Origin of the sequence: Clostridium tyrobutyricum DSM 2637 = ATCC 25755 = JCM 11008 (genome assembly GCF_000359585.1) — a bacterium.
In the GTDB taxonomy this organism is placed as follows: Bacteria; Bacillota; Clostridia; order Clostridiales; family Clostridiaceae; genus Clostridium_B; species Clostridium_B tyrobutyricum.
The window spans coordinates 20,779-38,210 of the sequence record NZ_APMH01000010.1 but is presented as its reverse complement, the minus strand read 5'-3'; the positions used below and the strand labels follow the sequence as shown (position 1 = coordinate 38,210).

Below are 17,432 nucleotides of genomic sequence, written 5' to 3'. Positions count from 1 at the left end.
TTATTGTGTGAATTGATAATTACTTTCTTAATCCTCTTCATAGATTTTTTAATTGACAGAATTATTTGTAATTTCTTTTGAAAGTTTAAAATTTATTTAAAAAAATTAAAATTAGGGTATTACATCAATTAAAATATTTATGATATACTATTAGTCAGTGAGGCATACCTGTAGGGCACACCGCCTGTTGTAGATATAACTCATTTTTTAGTTTAATAAAAGCAAAGGAGGATATTATGGAAAAATGTATGCCTAGAAATGGCAAAGAAGGTTTACTGTATGGTAGTATTATATGTGCATTGACCTGTATTTTCATGGCAACTATAAACATTTGTATTAATATGGGTGGAGTATCAGGAAAAGCTATAATTACATCACTAAAAGTATTTCCATTAGTTTTTATAATTGCAATGATAATTGAAACTTTTATTGTAGGTAAAATAGCCAATAAACTGATGAATGTTTTTACTGCACCAACAGACAGCTTAAATGCTCATATTCTGTTCAGGACATTTTTTACCGTTATTGGTATGTCAATTATCATGACAAATGTAGGTGGAAGTTTGGCAAGTGGGTTAAATATTGAGGTCCTTAAAAATTTCCCAATTTGCTGGCCACGTAACTTTTGTTTAGTTATATTTTTGGAATTACTCATTGTGCAACCTATTGCAAGAACTGTAATAAAAACAATGCATAAAAATGATGTGGATAATGTTACATTAAGCGCATAAAATAAAGAATTTTCACAATTATATAATAATAATAAGTATGGATAAATCTTTTATATAATATTTATCCATTTTTTTATTGATTCCATTCCCTTTATAAATATACTAATTTTACAAACCAATGTATTATTAGTGGAAAACTAAATTTAAAACAGAAGTTACATCGTCATTTGTCACTTCACATATATTGATTTTGTTATAGATAGCTTTTATACATAATGATACAATATAAATATAAAACTACTAATTTAGGAGGCTTCTTGAATGCTTAAAAGTTTTGTTATAAAAAAAAATATTATATATTATTACATAATTCAATATTTACAAGTAATAATTGGCTGCATACTAATTGCTCTAGCATTTAATTTATTTCTCAAGCCCAATAATATAGCCTCAGGTGGAATAGTAGGTTTATCTTTGCTTATAAATCGTTTATTTGGAATAGAGCCTGCAGTTGTACAATGGTGTGCAAACATACCTTTATTTCTTATCGGATTAATTATACTTGGGAAAAGATTTACAGTAAATACGATTTTAGGTTCTTTAATTTTGCCTTTATTTATACTATTGACATCAAATTTAAAAGCAATTACTTTAAGTCCATTTCTTGGATGTATATACGGCGGTATAATTTCTGGAATAGGACTTGGATTAGTTTTTAAAGGACATGCTTCAACTGGAGGTACATCAATAATAGCCAAAATTGTCAACAAATATACACCATTAAGTATAGGAAATTGCCAGGGTATTATAGACGGATTTGTTGTCATTGCTTCAGCGTATGTTTTTGACATCGAAAAGGCTCTTTATGCAATTATAACTTTATTCATAACAAGCAAATCCATTGATATGATACAATTGGGCTTCAGCGGATCAAAAGTTGCATTTGTAATATCCGACAAATCGGAAATCATTAAAGATGCTATACTAAAAAATTTGGACAGAGGAATTACAAAATTATCTGGTTTTGGAGGCTATACAGATAGAAAACTTACAGTTTTAGTTGTTGTAATGGATCAATCAGAAGTTAATAAATTTAAGGATTTAGTTAAAAATATTGATCCGGGAGCATTTATAATAATAAGTGATACTCACGAGGTTTTAGGACAGGGATTTAATCTAAGCAGAAAGCCTAAAAATTAATGGGAAATACAATCCATCACTAAAGTATTCAATACTACTGTTGAAGAGTTGTTCAAATTTGAAGATTAATTTCATAGGGATTAGCCTTGTAATCCCTATTTGTCATTTTAATTTTCTGTAGTTTTCAGATTTTCGAAAAACTCCTTTGCTGTAAATCCAAACTCTTTTTTTAGCTCTTCATCTATCTCACTCATAAATTTTTTACCTATCTGTCTATATTGTTTATAATCTTCATTTAGTATTTCTAAGTATTCATCAAAGATATTCTCATCTACTCCAAGACCGTTAAACATATCCATTGTTTGAGATACTGATTTAGCAAATATTTTTTTCTTTTCCTTATCTTTATTCATAAATCTTATAAATTCTACATATTGTTTTTTAATTTTTTCAATAAAAATATTATTATTGAAATTTTCCAATATATCTTCTTTAGATTTTTGTCTATATTCTTCTATTTTATTGACATCTATACTGTTCATAAGTTTTATAAATGGTTGGGTGTTATCAATCTCATTTAAATCATCCAAAAACTCAACAAGTTTCACCCATGCATCTTTTTTTTCGTCACTATCTACAGTAATATTTAAAAAAGGCTCATATGAATTCACAAAAATCTTTCCAAAGTTTCCGGGGAAAATTTTCAGCAATCTAGTAGAAATAAATTCTTTCTTTTCAGATATGGAAAATTCCAAAGTCTCTCTTAATTTTCTTACTTGTTCACCAATCGTACTATAATCTTCTAGATTCTTGTTAAGGATATTGCTAATAATAAGTCTGCTTTTTTCTAAATTGCTAATATTCTCCGTTATCTTATTCAGTGTATTCTTCATAATATCTGGGAGACTCTTATTGCCCTCTATCAAGCATTTTATTTCACTTACTGGTATATCTATAACTCTCAATGCACCAATCAAATTAAGTTTTACAATGTCAGTATCTGTATACTCTCTATAATTATTAGAACTATTTTTTGAAGGATTGATTAATCCTTCACATTCATAATACTTTATAGCTTTTTTGGTCAATCCAGTTTTCTCAGCTGCAATTTTAATATTCACAAACAACACCTCCAAAATTAACAAGTTAGCCAACCTATAATTTAAGTATAAGGGTGTCTGTAGGGTGCAAGTCAAGTATTATGTTCTTCTCCCCATTTGCACATCGCCTTTACAATAGGAATAAGACTTTCTCCCTTTTTACTAAGAGAATATTCTACCTTTGGAGGCATTTCCATATATTGTTTTCTTAGTATAATATCTTTATTTTGTAATTCTTTTAGCTGCGAACTCAACATCTTGTGAGTTATTCCATCAATATTCTTTTTAAGGGCACCGTATCTTACAGTGCCCATACATACAAGAAAGTAAATTATTTTCAATTTCCATTTTTCACTTATAATGGACAAAGTATATTCAAATGGTTCTCTATTTCCTACATAGCAAAGTTTCTCTTTCATATAATTACTCTCCTTTTCGAAAGTATATCACAAAAAAGTGCATACTATTAATTTTATTTATATTATATATAATTGATTATAGTAAAAATAAATTAATAAAGGAATGATATTTATGATTATTGATGGACATTCACACCTTACTTTACCTGTCGAAGAACATATAAAAGACATGAACAATTGTGGTGTAGACAAAACAGTATTATTTTCTACCTCCTTTCACCCTGAAATGGCTGCAAATGCACAAGAGGTTAAGACTTCAATGCAGTATCTTCAGGATTTGCTTGCTGGTAAAAAAGGAAATATGACAGAAATACGTAAAAAATCAATTGAAGAATTGGTAAAAGCTATTAATCAATATCCAAGTCATTATGTTGGATTCGGTGCTGTTCCGCCAAATTTAGATTTAAATACTACAGAACAGTACATCAACAATAATATTCAAAAAAATCACTTGGTTGGAATGGGTGAATTTACTCTAGGAAGTGGTCAAGTTCATCTTCTAAAAAATATTTTCAAAGCTTCAAGTGAATTTGGAAATCTTCCAATTTGGATACATGCTTTTTTCCCACTTACATTGAAGGATATCAGAGAAATATCTAATTTTGCATGTAGATATCCTGCTACACCTGTTATTCTAGGACATTTAGGTGGAATTAACTGGCTTGAAACAATGGACATTGTAAGAGAAACTCCTAATTTATTTCTTGATACCTCCGCTTACTATTCTACATTTGTTTTAAAAACTGTAATTAATGAATTGCCTGAAAAATGTATTTTTGGAGTAGATAGACCTTTTGGTGACCTTGCATTGTCTATAGAGGCCATATTAAAAGTTTCCGAATCTCAATCTGTTGCTAGGGCAGTATTAGGAGAAAATATGGCTCAATTGCTTGAAATTTGATTATCGGATTTATTTTAAAATATAAACAATGCATGAAATAATAAAAATTAGGAACTAAAAATAACTGACTTTTTCAGTCCCTAAAACAACTGGGTATTTATAGAACCTTGGGTAATTCAGTTAAAGATTTCAACTCAATATCTGGTGTAAAAGTCAATGCTTCTTTTTACTATTGAAACGATTTATACATGATACATTAAATCCATAGCTTTTGGCATCTGCTATATCCCAAGTATTACATAAAATTGTTATGACCATATTGCTGGAAAATTGGGAGTAAAACTTACAGAAGCTCTTTTGAAATCCAACTATATTGAACTAGAAATTATAAAAAACAGATTAAAAGATATATGAGTTCAGTGATACTAAGAGATAAATCATCACAGTGAGAAGATCAACAATCGTAATTATAATACATGTAAAACTCATAGTTGCTTTAAAGTCCTTAGGTGAATGGGGGAATGAAGTTTATAAATATAAAAAACATCTATCTAACATAATAGGGGTCGCTATAGTAATAGAACAAAAAACAGCAATAAAAAATACATGGATTGCCAAAATGAAGCATTTATAATTTTATCTATTGCCTGACAGTAAAACAGTTCTTCAGATCAGCTTCATTATCTAAATCATGAAAATCTTATATACTATATTTTCTAAATCATCGTTTTTACGACTTAATTAAAGACAAAATTATGTTACTTGAACTCTACGAATTGAAATTTATCAGCTTCGTGATTATGATCTCTCCAACTAATCAAAAGCTCTCTGTAAAATCAACCCGTTATCTGATTATTATCTAAATAGTTTTATTCATAAATGCCATTTTGGTATTGGTTTTGAAACCATTCTTTTCATAAAAATGTTCTGTTAAATTTCCTTTTAATGTAAGCAGGATTATTTTTTTTACACCCATTTCCCTTAATCTTTTCTCAAATTCCATAAGTAGCTGAGAACCAAGTCCCCGACCTCTACCCATATTTCTAATGGCAAATTCTTTGATTATAAACTCTTTTTCATCACAATATTGTTCAAAAAATCCCATAGTAAAGCCACATATTTTATTATCTTGATATGCACTTAATCCAAAAAATCCTTCTGTAAAAATAATAGGGCATAATCTTTTAGAAGATGTTTGAACCGTCCAATTGTCGTTCCAGGGTTGTGAATTGAAAGTTTCTACAAATAATTCTATAATTTCATCTAGCATATCCTCACTGATTTTCTTATATACGACATCCATTTCTTTTCCTCCTAATATTGATCTATGTTTTATCATAAAATATAAATAATCCACAATTCAAAATTATCCTGCAAATTATTATTTATCTTAATATTTTTTATAATATTGGTACACAAATTTCACAGTAATGTTTATCTATCATCCGCATTGCATAGCGTTCAACAATAGATCTTCTATCATCAATTTCATAATTCCTTTTCGATAACTCTGCAAATATCTCCTTCCATGCTTTTTGCACAGCAGCTGCCGTATGACTTATTTTAAATACGCAGTATTTTCCACCAATGGTTTCTCCAAAATTAATGTATTTATTATCATTCTTAAATTCATCTAAAATAACTAAACATACATCATAACGACAATCTTTAGGTTCTGTGAATTGAGGGTTATCTTGGGTTATTCCTAATATGATTGAACTTTCATTTAATAAGTTCTTTTCTCTAGCCCAATTTTTTAATTGTTCCATTATCTGTACATTCTCTGAACCATAAGGTCCTGTTCTCCGTATATAAGCAACTTTATATGATGGTATCATTTCAATATTAGTATTCATAACTTACCTTCTTTTTAAATATAGTACATCGATGCCTGAATTCATCATATAATGATTTAAAATGTATTTCAACTTATTTTTTTAAATGGCTAAATTCTAACATTGTGAATCAAATCAACTTTAATTTATAATTGTAATTCATGCCATTCTGATATTGGGATAACTGATTTTGGGGTTTCAGAATGCTCTCCAATAATTTTCTCCATCCAAATCATATCATACCAACTTCCAAACTTATATCCGCATTTTGTAAAATGTCCAATTTTTTTATATCCTAAATGCTCATGAAAATACATACTTGTATTAGTCAGATATGCATTCTCAGTAGATGTATATGCTATACATGCATTCAAGTTAAGGATATTTTGTCTCTTTAATATTTCCTCCAAAGCTAAATACAATTTTCTTCCTATACCTTTACCTCGACAATTCTGCCTCAAATATATAGTAGTTTCAACAGCCCAATCATATGCAACTCGCTTGTTAAATGACGAAGCATATGCATAACCAATAATTCGATTACTGTCTATAGCTACTATGTAGGGATACTGTTTTGATATATTAATAATTCTATCAGTAAATTCTTCAACAGATGGAACATCATATTCAAAAGAGATTGCAGTATTATTCACATAAGGTACATATATATCCAAAATTTCTTTTGCATCTGCCTTAGTTGCCATACGTATTGTAATATTTGTCATTATTTTACCTTCTTTTAAAAAATATTTGATTTGCATAAGTCTAATTCTCCTTATAAAAATTAAATTATTGTAATTCCATTAATTTTAATATAACATATAAGTTGAGTTCATTTAATAAAATGATGCAAGTAATGCATCTATATTTATTGATTTAGGACTAAAAAATTCAAGAAGGGATGTTAAACAATATGGAAGAAACTAAAATATACATTAAAAGTATTTTAGAAAAAATCAATAATAGAGATCCTTATCAACCAGAGTTTAAAGAAGCTGTTCAAAACTTTTTAAATACTATGGAGCCCGTTTTAGACAAGCATCCAGAGTATATTCATGAGAATATATTGGAACGTATTATAGAACCTGAACGTGCAATTCAATTTCGAGTGCCATGGATTGATGATAAAGGTCAATATCAGATAAATAGAGGTTTTAGAGTACAATTCAATTCAGCTATCGGCCCATATAAAGGTGGGCTTAGATTCCATCCAACAGTAAACCTTAGTATTATTAAGTTTTTGGGATTTGAGCAAATATTCAAAAATAGCTTAACTGGACTTCCAATTGGTGGAGGCAAAGGTGGAAGCGATTTCAACCCCAAAGGTAAATCAGATAATGAAATTATGAGATTTTGTCAAAGTTTTATGACAGAATTATCAAAGTATATTGGCCCGGATTTAGATGTACCTGCTGGTGACATTGGTGTAGGTGGTCGAGAAATAGGTTATATGTACGGACAATACAAACGTTTAAAAGGCTATCAGGCAGGTGTATTGACTGGTAAGGGAATAAGCTACGGCGGTTCTTTAATTCGTCCGGAAGCTACAGGATTTGGTTTGATATATTATACAGAAGAAATGCTAAATACCTTAAATGACTCTTTTAAAAATAAAAAAGTTGTAATTTCAGGATCAGGAAATGTTGCCATCTATGCTGTTGAAAAGGTTCATGAATTAGGAGGAACTGTATTAGCTGTTTCAGATTCAAATGGATACATAGTTGATACAAATGGTATTGATCTTTCCGTTGTAAAACAAATTAAAGAGGTTGAACGAGGGAGAATAAAAGAGTATGCTGAGCGAGTTAAAGGTGCAAAATATCATGAAGGCTCCGTTTGGAACCTGGATTTAAAATATGATATAGCTCTACCTTGTGCAACACAAAATGAAATTGGTGAAAAAGAAGCTCGTAAAATCACTGACAATGGTGTTAAATTAGTAGCCGAAGGAGCAAACATGCCAAGTACTCCAGAAGCTATTCAAATCTATAAACAAAATAATTTGTTATATGGGCCTGCAAAAGCTGCCAATGCCGGTGGTGTTGCAGTTTCTGCATTAGAAATGAGCCAGAATAGCATGAGATTAAGCTGGTCATCTAAAGAAGTAGATGATAAATTAAAAGAAATCATGCAGAATATATTCAAGAAATCCGCTGAAACAGCACATGCGTACGGACTTGGTAATGACTATTTAAGTGGAGCGAATATAGCAGGATTTATCAAGGTAGCAGAAGCAATGAGATCACAAGGGCTTGTATAGTCTTAATGTATAAATCTTTATAGCTTCAAAAATAATAAGTATTTGTATTCCAATGAAGAATATCATATTTCTTATAAGATTTGTATGAATAAAAAAGAATCCCCAAAGCATAGCAGTCAAAAGTGCTTTGGAGATTCCAAACTAAATTTAAAATTAAAAGAATTAATTATCAAAGCAATATTAATGTTTAGCTCGTATTTTTAAAGTATTTCTCCAGCTGCAAAAGAAGTATATAACTATAAATATAAATGGAAAAGCATATCTTCCTTGTCCCTCCGTTATAAAATACATTGATGTAAACATATAAAAGATCACAACTGCATATAAACTAAATCTATCAATTTCATTTCCTTTTCTGTTTAAAAGCATTTTTATCACTTTTATACTAAATAATATAATTGCAATTATTCCAGGCACAAATATTATATTTCTTACTATATTCGTATAAATCAAAAGTATAATTTGAATAGCATTGTCAAGCCCTGCCTGATTGTAGGTAAAAAGTATGTCATCCCCTACAAAATATGTATTGAAAAGCCTTTTGAATCCTAATATCAAAAATTGTTTTGGATGATTCTTTATCCATTTTTTAGCTGCAGCTGAAAGCATCTTGTTTTTCTGAGTCATATTGGCTTCTTTATATTTGTTAGTTGAAACTATGGAATTTTCAACATCTGCTGCTGCCATCCACCTTCCCTTTGTATTTTGAGAATTATTGTTTATATACAAAACTATGCCATTATTATTCGACACATAAGTAAATTGTCCTACAAGCTTGGTATTCCTATACACCATGGGAGCTGTAACAACACATGTAAGTATGAGAACTATAAGAGAATTTACCATTGGTTTCAACAATTTTTTATCAATAATTATTTCCACTAAAAACAGAGCAAAGAAAAACACAATAAAAAATGGTTTTATCATATTTTCCACCCCTGCCAAAATACCTATAAAAACATATTTAAATTTGTTATTTGAAAAGTATATGTTTGTAATTAGAAGCAGCAGCATAGTAAAAAGTATTTCAACTCCAATGATACTGTTGTAAAAAATATTTGTAGGGAAAAATATAAAAATTGTAAAAATTATTTTCTTCCTGGTTTCACTTAAATTGATTTTTTTTAGTAAATTGTACATTAATAAATAGATTATAGCAGTGAGAATTAAATTGAATATTTCACCTACAATAATGCTTTTTCCAAAGATACTAAATATAAATCCCAGTATAATGGAATAGCCTACACTAGTATATGTATCTCCAAAACTTCCACCATCTGCAATTTTTTTTGCCAAATCATAATAATAGTTAAAATCCGAATAAGGCACAGTTTTAACAAATACAACCCATAAAACACACAATACCAATGCTGATAACATTGAAATCAGGTAAAATCTATTGTCCTTTTTTAATATATTCAAAGTTAACCCCCTAATCAAAATATCTCCATAAAATTATACCCATATAGACCACATAATGGTGTTAAATTCCATTATATGGTCTTAATTGTTGAAAGCAATATACTTATTACTTGACATAAGTAACAGTATTTCCTGTTCTCTTAAGAGGTGCCATTTGTGACATTTGAGGGTAACCAAGTGCAAGTCCCCCACAAATTGTTTCATCTTTACTTAGCCCCAGCTTCAGCATATATTCACGGACATATTTATTGTCATCCAGCCAGTGAAGCTGATTTATCCAACAAGAACCTATATCCAGTGACACTGCTGCCAGCATCATATTCTCCAAAGCAACTGAACAATCTGCCATTGCATTGCCATATTCTTTTTGATTTGCAGCCACAATTAATGTTGGAGCATCATATGTAAAGTTGTACCCGCCTTTTTTTGATGCTAAAATTGAATTTTTTATACTCTTGTAAGTATCTTCTTTAATCTCCATTTTGGCAAATTCTCTTTCTACCACGGATTTTAATTCTTCCAAAGTTTCTCTATTCTGTATTACAATAAAATGACTTGTTTGATTATTTCCACCACTTGGAGCAAGACGCCCGGCTTCAACAATTAGAGAAAGTTTTTCATCTGAAATCTGTTCTTTTTTATATTTTCGTATACTTCTTCGTTTACTAATAATTTCCAATGTTTTATTTTTCATAAGATCAACTCCCAATATTCAGAATAAAATCAAGCAACTTTGTAGTTACTTAATTTTTACTTACTATTATAAATTATCATATATTAATATTTCCAATCATATAAGGCACAGCTTTTCCACTTATTTTTACTCTATCTCCAGCTAGTTTACAGTATAATGTTCCTCCACGTGATGACAACTGTCTGGCTACCATTACATCTTTGTTTAGTCTCTGCGACCAAAATGGTATTAAATTGCTATGTGCCGAACCTGTTACAGGATCTTCATTTACACCAAGTTTTGGATAAAAGCAGCGAGATACAAAATCCACATCAGTACCCCTGGCTGTAACAATAACTCCCAATCCATCTTTTAGTTTTATCATCTTTGAAAAGTTTGGAGTTAATTCTTTCAATTGTTTTTCTGTTTCTAGCACCACAAATAAATCTCTGGATAAATATGCTGCAATTTTTTGCATTGTATTATCATCTATCGGATCGTCTAAAACACATACACCTGCTGGATTTCCTTTGAATACCTCATCAGCAAAAGCGTCAACGACATAATATTTCATACTTTATCTCCCCTTCAGATAAGATTCATTATATAAAAATTATATCTATAATTATTAATTTTGTCTTTATTGTTTAACCGCCAAACAATAATTCACATTATCAAAAGCTGTTATTGGATATTCTGGATTTGCTTGATTATATTTTTTGAAATACTGGTCTGTTATTTCATCAGGTATCAAATGTTCATAAATTAAGAAATTATTATCATCCAATAGCTTTTCCAATTCTCTATAAGAATAGCTTGCAAGCATTTTTTCACTTGCAGCAGCAAAAATCAAATACTGTTTTGCACCATGCCTTGAATTCAAAATACTGTAAATAAATAATTAAATTATTTATTGTGCCTTTTCAAAATTTATAGTTTACTGCCCCTATCTTGTCTTAACATGTAATCTATTAGAAACATTAGCTTTACCTTGGGAAGAAATAAACAAACTCATCAGTATAAGTGCACCTCCAAAATACTCCTGAATGCCGAGTACCTCATGTAAAAATAAAGAAGCAAAAACAGCTGAAAATATTGGCTCCAATGCAAATGAAAAGCTGGTACTTTCCGGGGTAGTATATTTTTGTGCTATAGGTTGTACTACAAAACCATAAGCACTGCATATTACAGCAAGCCCTAAAACTGCTATCCATCCATTTCGAGTATCAGGTAATTTGGGAATTTCAAAAATAAATGAAAACAGAATTCCAAATAATGAGGCAAATCCCAACTGAAAAACTCCCAATTGCAATGTATTCCCTGATTTAACAAAATGCTTTGTTGTTATAATATATATTGCATTAAAAACTGCACCCAGTAAACATAATACTGATCCAAAATCCATCTCAAATCCATTTTTCAAAGTTAGAAATCCTATACCTGCAAGTACTACACAAATACCCAGTATTGTTTTTATTTGAGGCAATTTGTGATTTATAAAGACCTGCATTAAAGGTACAAATACTACTGTAGTACCTACCAGGAAACCTGCTGAGGAAGCTGTTGTTGCTTTAAGTCCCAGCAAAATACTTGTAAATATACAAAACAATATAAGTCCTATTATTGCACTATGGACAATTATTTTCATATTTACATCTTTAACTCTTTTAAAAAGAAGAACGAATGTTACGAAAAATGCAAGTCCAAATCTGAGTGCAATTAAATTGAAAGGACCTATGTCCCCAAGTCCCATTTTCATAAGCAAATAGGAAGTTCCCCATGCCATAGAAACAGTTAGAAGTAATAGATTTGCTCTTTTCTGTGTCATAATATTAACCTCATATTTTATAAATTATAATGCTTGTCTTTTCTATAAATCTATTATATAATCACGTATTATATAAGTAAAACAAACTTTTGTTATATTTAACATTAGATTTTCTAATGCACGAAAGGGCTGACAAACATGCGTATTTCAAGATATGAGGTTCTTATGAAGGTTATTGAATTGGGTAATTTAACAAAAGCTGCCGGATATTTTAACTATACACAATCTGCTGTAAGTCAGATAATTAGCTCTTTAGAAAAGGAACTTGGTATATCGCTTCTAAACAGGACTCATTCAGGAGTCTGGCTAACTGCAGAAGGCGAACAGTTACTTCCCTATCTTAGAAATATCAGTAACAGCCATCATAAACTTTCTGAGAAGATTTTTGAACTTTTGAACATGAAAACGGGGCTAATCAGAATTGGTACTTTTTCAAGCGTGTCCTGCCATTGGCTGCCACCTCTTATAAAAGAATTTAAAATTATATACCCAAATATCAAATTTGAATTACTACAGGGCGATTATAATGAAATAGAAACGTGGATAGCAAATGGCGTTGTTGATTTTGGTTCTACATGTCCGCCTCATAAAAAGAACTTTAAAACAATTTTTCTCAAAAATGATAAATTGAAAGTGGTAATCCCAAAGAATCATAAATATGCCCATGAAAAATTTTTTCCAATTCAGGCACTTGCCAGCGAACCTTTTATTTTACTGGAAACAGGCAACAGTAATATTATTTTACACATTTTTGAAGACAACAACATAACTCCCAACATCCATTATATTGCCAAAGACGACTATACTATAATGTCCATGGTTGAAAATGACCTTGGGATAAGTATATTATCTGAACTCGTCCTTACAAGAAGCCCTTATGAAATATTAGCCAAGGAAACCAATCCAACTTTCTATCGTACAATGGAAATTGCTTTAAAATGCAAGGAAAAGCCATCCCTTGCCGTTAAATATTTTATTGATTATATTGTCAATAGATTACAGAAAAGAACTATATAGATGGAAAATATTTTATTCAAACATGAAAACAATTTTTCCATCTTTATCAATTATCAATGCAGCATCAAATTTTTTGCCTGCCCTGCTCTTGAATCCTTTTATAAGATTGGTTTTTTTATCTTTTACAAGTTTTTTGGCCATTGATTCAGTTATGTTTTTTCCTGCTATACACTTACCTATAAAGAACTTGCAGCCCTCTTTCCACCTGCTGCATCCATATCCTGATTTATTGGAGGTAATTTCTCCTTCTCCACATATCGGGCATTTCCCCAAGCTTCTATTTTCCAGGCTAAAATCAAAGACAACTTTTCCTTCTTTAATAACAAGCACTGAATCAAAACTTTTTCCAGCTCTGTTTTTAAAACCTTTTATAATATTGGTTTTCCCATTCTTTATAAGCTTTTTTGCTGTAGACTCACTTATGGTTTTTCCCGCTATGGTTTTGGCTATAAAAAATTTACAGTCTTCCTTCCATCTGCTGCACCCATACCCTGTTCTGCCCACTATTATCTTCCCTTTATTACATACTGGACAAACGCCAAGGCTTTTGAATTTTTTATTATTTTTTTGACTGTATATTCTATCGATTTGAATACTACTTCCATTGGCAATTATATTATTCAATTCATCTTTAACTTCATCTACTATATTATTGATTTCTATATTGCCCTTATATACATTTTTAAGTTGCTTTCCAAACTCAACGGTTTTTTCCTTATCCAGATTAATTTTCAGCTTTTCAAGAGCCTCTATTAATTTTATGCCTTTTTCCTCACATTCCAAATGTGATTTAATTTCTTTTATGTACTCATAGCGTTTGGCATTTTTTATAATTCCCGACCTTGTTGCAACAGTACCTATCTCGCAGCCTTCCAAAATAGCCTTGTATTCATCGTCATCATTGCTATTTTTCAGTTCTTCAACTTCCTTTTTCTTGAAAGGATTTTTAAGAAAATTATTGAGCTCGGATTCCGTAACATTTTTAGGTTTTTGGGTTTGTTTTTCATCTACTGAAAGTTTTGTATCAAGCTCCTCGCCTTCAATAAATTCAGGAAGTTCATTATCCTTTTTCAATTTTTCATACTTTAAAAATCCCTGCTGCTTTATAACATTGCCTTTAAGTTCTATGGATTCATCACCTATTTTTATAAGCACCCTAGTTTCCTCAATTATCGTTTCCTCATTTAAAAAATTGCTTATAAATCTATTCTTTATTGAATTATAGACCTTCCTTTCGCCTTCACTTAAATGTCCCTCATCTGGAATTTTAATTGTAGGAGTAATTGCACTATGGCTTTCAACCTTGCTGCTGTTGAATATGGATTTCTTATCTTTAAAACCTATATCCACATTAAATTTTTCTTTTACCGCTGCAATTACCTGCTTTATTTTTCCCTTTTCCGTATCTGCAAGATATTCAGTATTGGTTCTTGGATAAGTCGTATATCCGCCTTCATATAATTTTTGCAAATGCTTCAAAGTATCATCCAGTGCCATTTTATACTGTCTGAACATTTTATTTTGGATAGTATCAAGGGAAAATAATTTAGGAGGCTGCCTTTTAACTGTTCTCTTTTTAACTTTACTAACTACAGCTTTTTTATCCTTCAAACTATTTAACAGGGCATCTGCCTTGTTCCTTTCATCTGCTGAAAAATGCCTGTCTTTTAGTTTTGCCTTTATCTGTAAGTTGTTTTTGTTTATAATTGCACCTATTTCAAAATAAGTTTCCGGCTTGAAATTCTCTATTGCTTTGTCTCTATCATAGACAAACTTTACTATAGGTATCAGAACACGCCCTACAGGTAAAAAGGATTTGGATTTTATACTTAAATACCTGGTTAGATTTATTCCATATGTCCAATCAAGATAAGTTCTTGCAAGGCCTTCATGGTACAGATTTTTATACTCTTCGTCATCTTTTAAATTTCTCAATTCATTGCGTATAGTTTGAGTTGTCTGTTCAGGCAGCCATAATCTCTTTACAGGCTTTTTTATATTTTCCTGATGAAAAATTCTAGTAATTATATTGTTTATAATTACTTCCCCCTCGCGATCAGCATCACCACAATTTACAATCTCGGATATATCGTCTCTTTTAATCAAGGATCTTATAATTTCATACTGTTTTCTTACTCCACCATCATCTCTAAGCTTGAATCTAAAGCTTTCCGGGATGAAAGGCAGTTCCTCTAAACTCCATCTTGTTTTTTCTCTATTAAAATAATCATCTACATCGAAAAGCTGCAATAAATGTCCAAATGCAAAAGTTATAATATAATATCTGTTTTCAAAGTATCCGTCATGTTTATTCATATTGCCAATACTCTTGACAACATTCATTGCCAGGCTTGGTTTTTCCGCTATTATTAATTTCATTTTGATTCCTTTCTAAATCCGTACTAACGTATAACTGTGCATTATTTAGTTTACATCTATTGCTGAACTGTCTACAATAGTTTTCTATAAAAATTATGTTTAAAACAAAAAAGTAACTGCGTCAATAATTATCCACAATTACCTATAATATCCGTTGAAAATACTAGATTATACTAATAAAATTTTATTTTTCATGAGCAAATATAACATGAGATGGATCTGGCTTTATATTTAATTTTTTACAAGCTTCTTCATATTGTTTCTTTGCAGATTCTGGTGCATTTGAATAAGTATACTCTTTAAAACCTGTAATTACTATTGATTTAGTGTTGTCTTCTGTAGAATCTTTAATATTAAACATATTTTTATATTTTTGCGGCATATCTTTTGTTTTACCTGAATATACAATTCTTACATTATTTTGTGTATTAGTTTTTACAGTTTTATTAATTGATGTATTGGTTCTATCTACAGAACTAGAACTGTTTTTAGCAAAAGCATTTACACTAATTACTGAACTTATCGTTAATATCACAGCCAGAGCACCTATAGTTACACCTTTTTTTCGTTTTTTTAAATTCAGCATATTTTCCAGTCTCCCTCTTAATATATTTTTCTTACTATTGAATCCCATAGTAAGATTATTTTGAAATGCATTATTTTTATTAAGTCTTAGAGAATTAATGAGAGTCAATGCGTATAATTTTCTCTCTTTTATGTCTGATTTCTTTAATTATCCAAAAAATTTATATACTTCTTGAGATAAGTAAATTGGAATTTTAAAAGGTACAATCATTCTTATTACTACAGCTAGCCATATATAGTAACAAAATGCATGAGTATATCTTTTAAATAGAGTTTTTTGCAAAAATACAATGACAATAATACCCAAACTTCCTACTAAAGATGCATGTAATAACTCTTTTATAAAAATTTCCAACATAGATATCATCTGTTTTTAATCCACTTTTCCAGTTCATCTAGATCATCATCGCTAATATCATCATTATCATGAAGTGTGGTAATAAAACTTTTTAATGAATTTCCATGAACCTTTTGGAAAAAATCCTTTGTTTCAAATCCTAAATATTCACCTTCTGTTACAATTGGCGTGTAATAGGTAATCCTTTTTTCCCTCTTTGCATCTATAAATTTTTTCTTTGTCAGGCGTGAAAGTAGTGTTAGAACAGTTGTAATTTTCCACCCTTTCCTATCTTCCATAATTTTAACTATTTCCTTAGAAGATACTGGAATTTGGCTTGACCATATAGCCTTCATAATTTCCAGTTCTGATTCAGGGATTTTTATAATTGACAATAATAACACCTCCTGTAATTACATTCTACAAGTGTAGAATGTAATTGTCAATAAACTTATTTAATTTCTTTACTTATTATTTTTTTTATTAGATTTTTTACTTTTTCCTCAATTATTTCAGCTGTTTTAATAAATTCCTCGTCGCTTTTTCCCGTAGGATCTTCAAGTCCCCAATCTTCTTCACATTTAGATGGCAAAAATGGACATTCAACATTACATCCCATCTTTATTACTATATCAATTTCAGGTAAATCATTAATAAGCTTAACATGTTGAACTGCATTTATGTCAATACTGTATACTTTCTTAATCGTTCTAACTGCATCTTTATTTATTTCAAATTTAGTTTCAGTACCAGCTGAATACGAATCAAAGACATCTTTTCCATATAGTCTTCCTATTGCTTCAGCCATCTGTGATCTGCACGAATTATGGACACATAAAAAGCCACTTTTGGTCTCATTTTGTTCCTCCTGTATTAAATTCTAATATTACTTTTATACTGATATTTCATGATTGATATAGATTCC

Annotated in this window: 20 protein-coding genes; 6 read left to right on the top strand and 14 right to left on the bottom strand. The window is 30.1% G+C overall.

Features of this window, described 5'->3' with window-relative positions; all coding sequences use genetic code 11:
* Nucleotides 1-236: 236 nt before the first annotated feature.
* Nucleotides 237-731 carry a DUF2798 domain-containing protein gene (locus tag J418_RS0106300; protein WP_017895125.1) on the top strand — a complete coding sequence of 165 codons (495 nt, stop codon included), beginning with the start codon at nucleotides 237-239 and terminating at the stop codon, nucleotides 729-731.
* A gap of 261 nt (nucleotides 732-992) precedes the next feature.
* Nucleotides 993-1,871, top strand: coding sequence for a YitT family protein (locus J418_RS0106295; protein WP_017895124.1), 879 nt, complete (start codon nucleotides 993-995; stop codon nucleotides 1,869-1,871).
* A gap of 107 nt (nucleotides 1,872-1,978) precedes the next feature.
* On the opposite strand, the gene J418_RS0106290 is transcribed toward J418_RS0106295, so the two are convergent.
* Together J418_RS0106290 and J418_RS0106285 are read right to left on the bottom strand one after the other, a co-directional pair.
* Complete coding sequence (locus J418_RS0106290) at nucleotides 1,979-2,932, bottom strand: MerR family transcriptional regulator (RefSeq protein WP_017895123.1); 954 nt, start codon at nucleotides 2,930-2,932, stop codon at nucleotides 1,979-1,981.
* Between the two features lie 71 nt (nucleotides 2,933-3,003).
* Complete coding sequence (locus tag J418_RS0106285; RefSeq protein ID WP_017895122.1) at nucleotides 3,004-3,330, bottom strand: winged helix-turn-helix transcriptional regulator; 327 nt, start codon at nucleotides 3,328-3,330, stop codon at nucleotides 3,004-3,006.
* Between the two features lie 112 nt (nucleotides 3,331-3,442).
* On the opposite strand from J418_RS0106285, the gene J418_RS0106280 reads away from it, so the two are divergent.
* Together J418_RS0106280 and J418_RS0106275 are read left to right on the top strand one after the other, a co-directional pair.
* Nucleotides 3,443-4,231: an amidohydrolase family protein gene (locus J418_RS0106280; protein ID WP_017895121.1), complete on the top strand. Its 789-nt coding sequence runs from the start codon at nucleotides 3,443-3,445 to the stop codon at nucleotides 4,229-4,231.
* Nucleotides 4,232-4,616: 385 nt separating this feature from the next.
* Nucleotides 4,617-4,805, top strand: a complete 189-nt coding sequence (locus J418_RS0106275) for a hypothetical protein (RefSeq protein WP_017752906.1) — start codon at nucleotides 4,617-4,619, stop codon at nucleotides 4,803-4,805.
* A 225-nt stretch (nucleotides 4,806-5,030) separates the two neighbouring features.
* On the opposite strand, the gene J418_RS0106270 is transcribed toward J418_RS0106275, so the two are convergent.
* The 3 genes from J418_RS0106270 to J418_RS0106260 form a co-directional block, all read right to left on the bottom strand.
* Nucleotides 5,031-5,474 carry a GNAT family N-acetyltransferase gene (locus J418_RS0106270; protein ID WP_017752907.1) on the bottom strand — a complete coding sequence of 148 codons (444 nt, stop codon included), beginning with the start codon at nucleotides 5,472-5,474 and terminating at the stop codon, nucleotides 5,031-5,033.
* A 97-nt stretch (nucleotides 5,475-5,571) separates the two neighbouring features.
* On the bottom strand, nucleotides 5,572-6,027 hold the full coding sequence (locus J418_RS0106265; protein ID WP_017752908.1) for an AraC family transcriptional regulator: 456 nt from the start codon (nucleotides 6,025-6,027) through the stop codon (nucleotides 5,572-5,574).
* Nucleotides 6,028-6,152: 125 nt separating this feature from the next.
* On the bottom strand, nucleotides 6,153-6,767 hold the full coding sequence (locus J418_RS0106260; RefSeq protein WP_017752909.1) for a GNAT family N-acetyltransferase: 615 nt from the start codon (nucleotides 6,765-6,767) through the stop codon (nucleotides 6,153-6,155).
* A gap of 152 nt (nucleotides 6,768-6,919) precedes the next feature.
* Between J418_RS0106260 and gdhA the strand changes: the two genes are divergently transcribed.
* Nucleotides 6,920-8,266, top strand: coding sequence for an NADP-specific glutamate dehydrogenase (gdhA, locus tag J418_RS0106255; protein ID WP_017752910.1), 1,347 nt, complete (start codon nucleotides 6,920-6,922; stop codon nucleotides 8,264-8,266).
* Between the two features lie 180 nt (nucleotides 8,267-8,446).
* Here the strand turns inward: gdhA and J418_RS0106250 are convergent, their stop codons facing one another.
* The 5 genes from J418_RS0106250 to J418_RS0106230 form a co-directional block, all read right to left on the bottom strand.
* Complete coding sequence (locus J418_RS0106250; protein WP_017895120.1) at nucleotides 8,447-9,688, bottom strand: hypothetical protein; 1,242 nt, start codon at nucleotides 9,686-9,688, stop codon at nucleotides 8,447-8,449.
* Between the two features lie 106 nt (nucleotides 9,689-9,794).
* Nucleotides 9,795-10,382 carry a nitroreductase family protein gene (locus J418_RS0106245; protein ID WP_017895119.1) on the bottom strand — a complete coding sequence of 196 codons (588 nt, stop codon included), beginning with the start codon at nucleotides 10,380-10,382 and terminating at the stop codon, nucleotides 9,795-9,797.
* A gap of 76 nt (nucleotides 10,383-10,458) precedes the next feature.
* On the bottom strand, nucleotides 10,459-10,935 hold the full coding sequence (locus J418_RS0106240) for a PhzF family phenazine biosynthesis protein (RefSeq protein WP_017895118.1): 477 nt from the start codon (nucleotides 10,933-10,935) through the stop codon (nucleotides 10,459-10,461).
* 66 nt (nucleotides 10,936-11,001) lie between these two features.
* Nucleotides 11,002-11,214: a hypothetical protein gene (locus J418_RS0106235; protein WP_017895117.1), complete on the bottom strand. Its 213-nt coding sequence runs from the start codon at nucleotides 11,212-11,214 to the stop codon at nucleotides 11,002-11,004.
* A gap of 93 nt (nucleotides 11,215-11,307) precedes the next feature.
* Nucleotides 11,308-12,189: a DMT family transporter gene (locus tag J418_RS0106230; protein ID WP_017752915.1), complete on the bottom strand. Its 882-nt coding sequence runs from the start codon at nucleotides 12,187-12,189 to the stop codon at nucleotides 11,308-11,310.
* A 138-nt stretch (nucleotides 12,190-12,327) separates the two neighbouring features.
* On the opposite strand from J418_RS0106230, the gene J418_RS0106225 reads away from it, so the two are divergent.
* A complete protein-coding gene (locus J418_RS0106225; RefSeq protein WP_035123007.1) occupies nucleotides 12,328-13,206 on the top strand; it encodes a LysR family transcriptional regulator in 879 nt (292 codons plus the stop codon).
* 12 nt (nucleotides 13,207-13,218) lie between these two features.
* On the opposite strand, the gene J418_RS0106220 is transcribed toward J418_RS0106225, so the two are convergent.
* The 4 genes from J418_RS0106220 to J418_RS0106200 form a co-directional block, all read right to left on the bottom strand.
* Nucleotides 13,219-15,585, bottom strand: a complete 2,367-nt coding sequence (locus J418_RS0106220; protein WP_017895115.1) for a type IA DNA topoisomerase — start codon at nucleotides 15,583-15,585, stop codon at nucleotides 13,219-13,221.
* A gap of 184 nt (nucleotides 15,586-15,769) precedes the next feature.
* On the bottom strand, nucleotides 15,770-16,171 hold the full coding sequence (locus tag J418_RS0106215; protein ID WP_235807033.1) for a hypothetical protein: 402 nt from the start codon (nucleotides 16,169-16,171) through the stop codon (nucleotides 15,770-15,772).
* Nucleotides 16,172-16,533: 362 nt separating this feature from the next.
* On the bottom strand, nucleotides 16,534-16,902 hold the full coding sequence (locus J418_RS0106205; RefSeq protein ID WP_017895113.1) for a BlaI/MecI/CopY family transcriptional regulator: 369 nt from the start codon (nucleotides 16,900-16,902) through the stop codon (nucleotides 16,534-16,536).
* Between the two features lie 56 nt (nucleotides 16,903-16,958).
* Nucleotides 16,959-17,315 carry a low molecular weight phosphatase family protein gene (locus J418_RS0106200; protein WP_017895112.1) on the bottom strand — a complete coding sequence of 119 codons (357 nt, stop codon included), beginning with the start codon at nucleotides 17,313-17,315 and terminating at the stop codon, nucleotides 16,959-16,961.
* Between the last annotated feature and the right edge of the window lie 117 nt (nucleotides 17,316-17,432).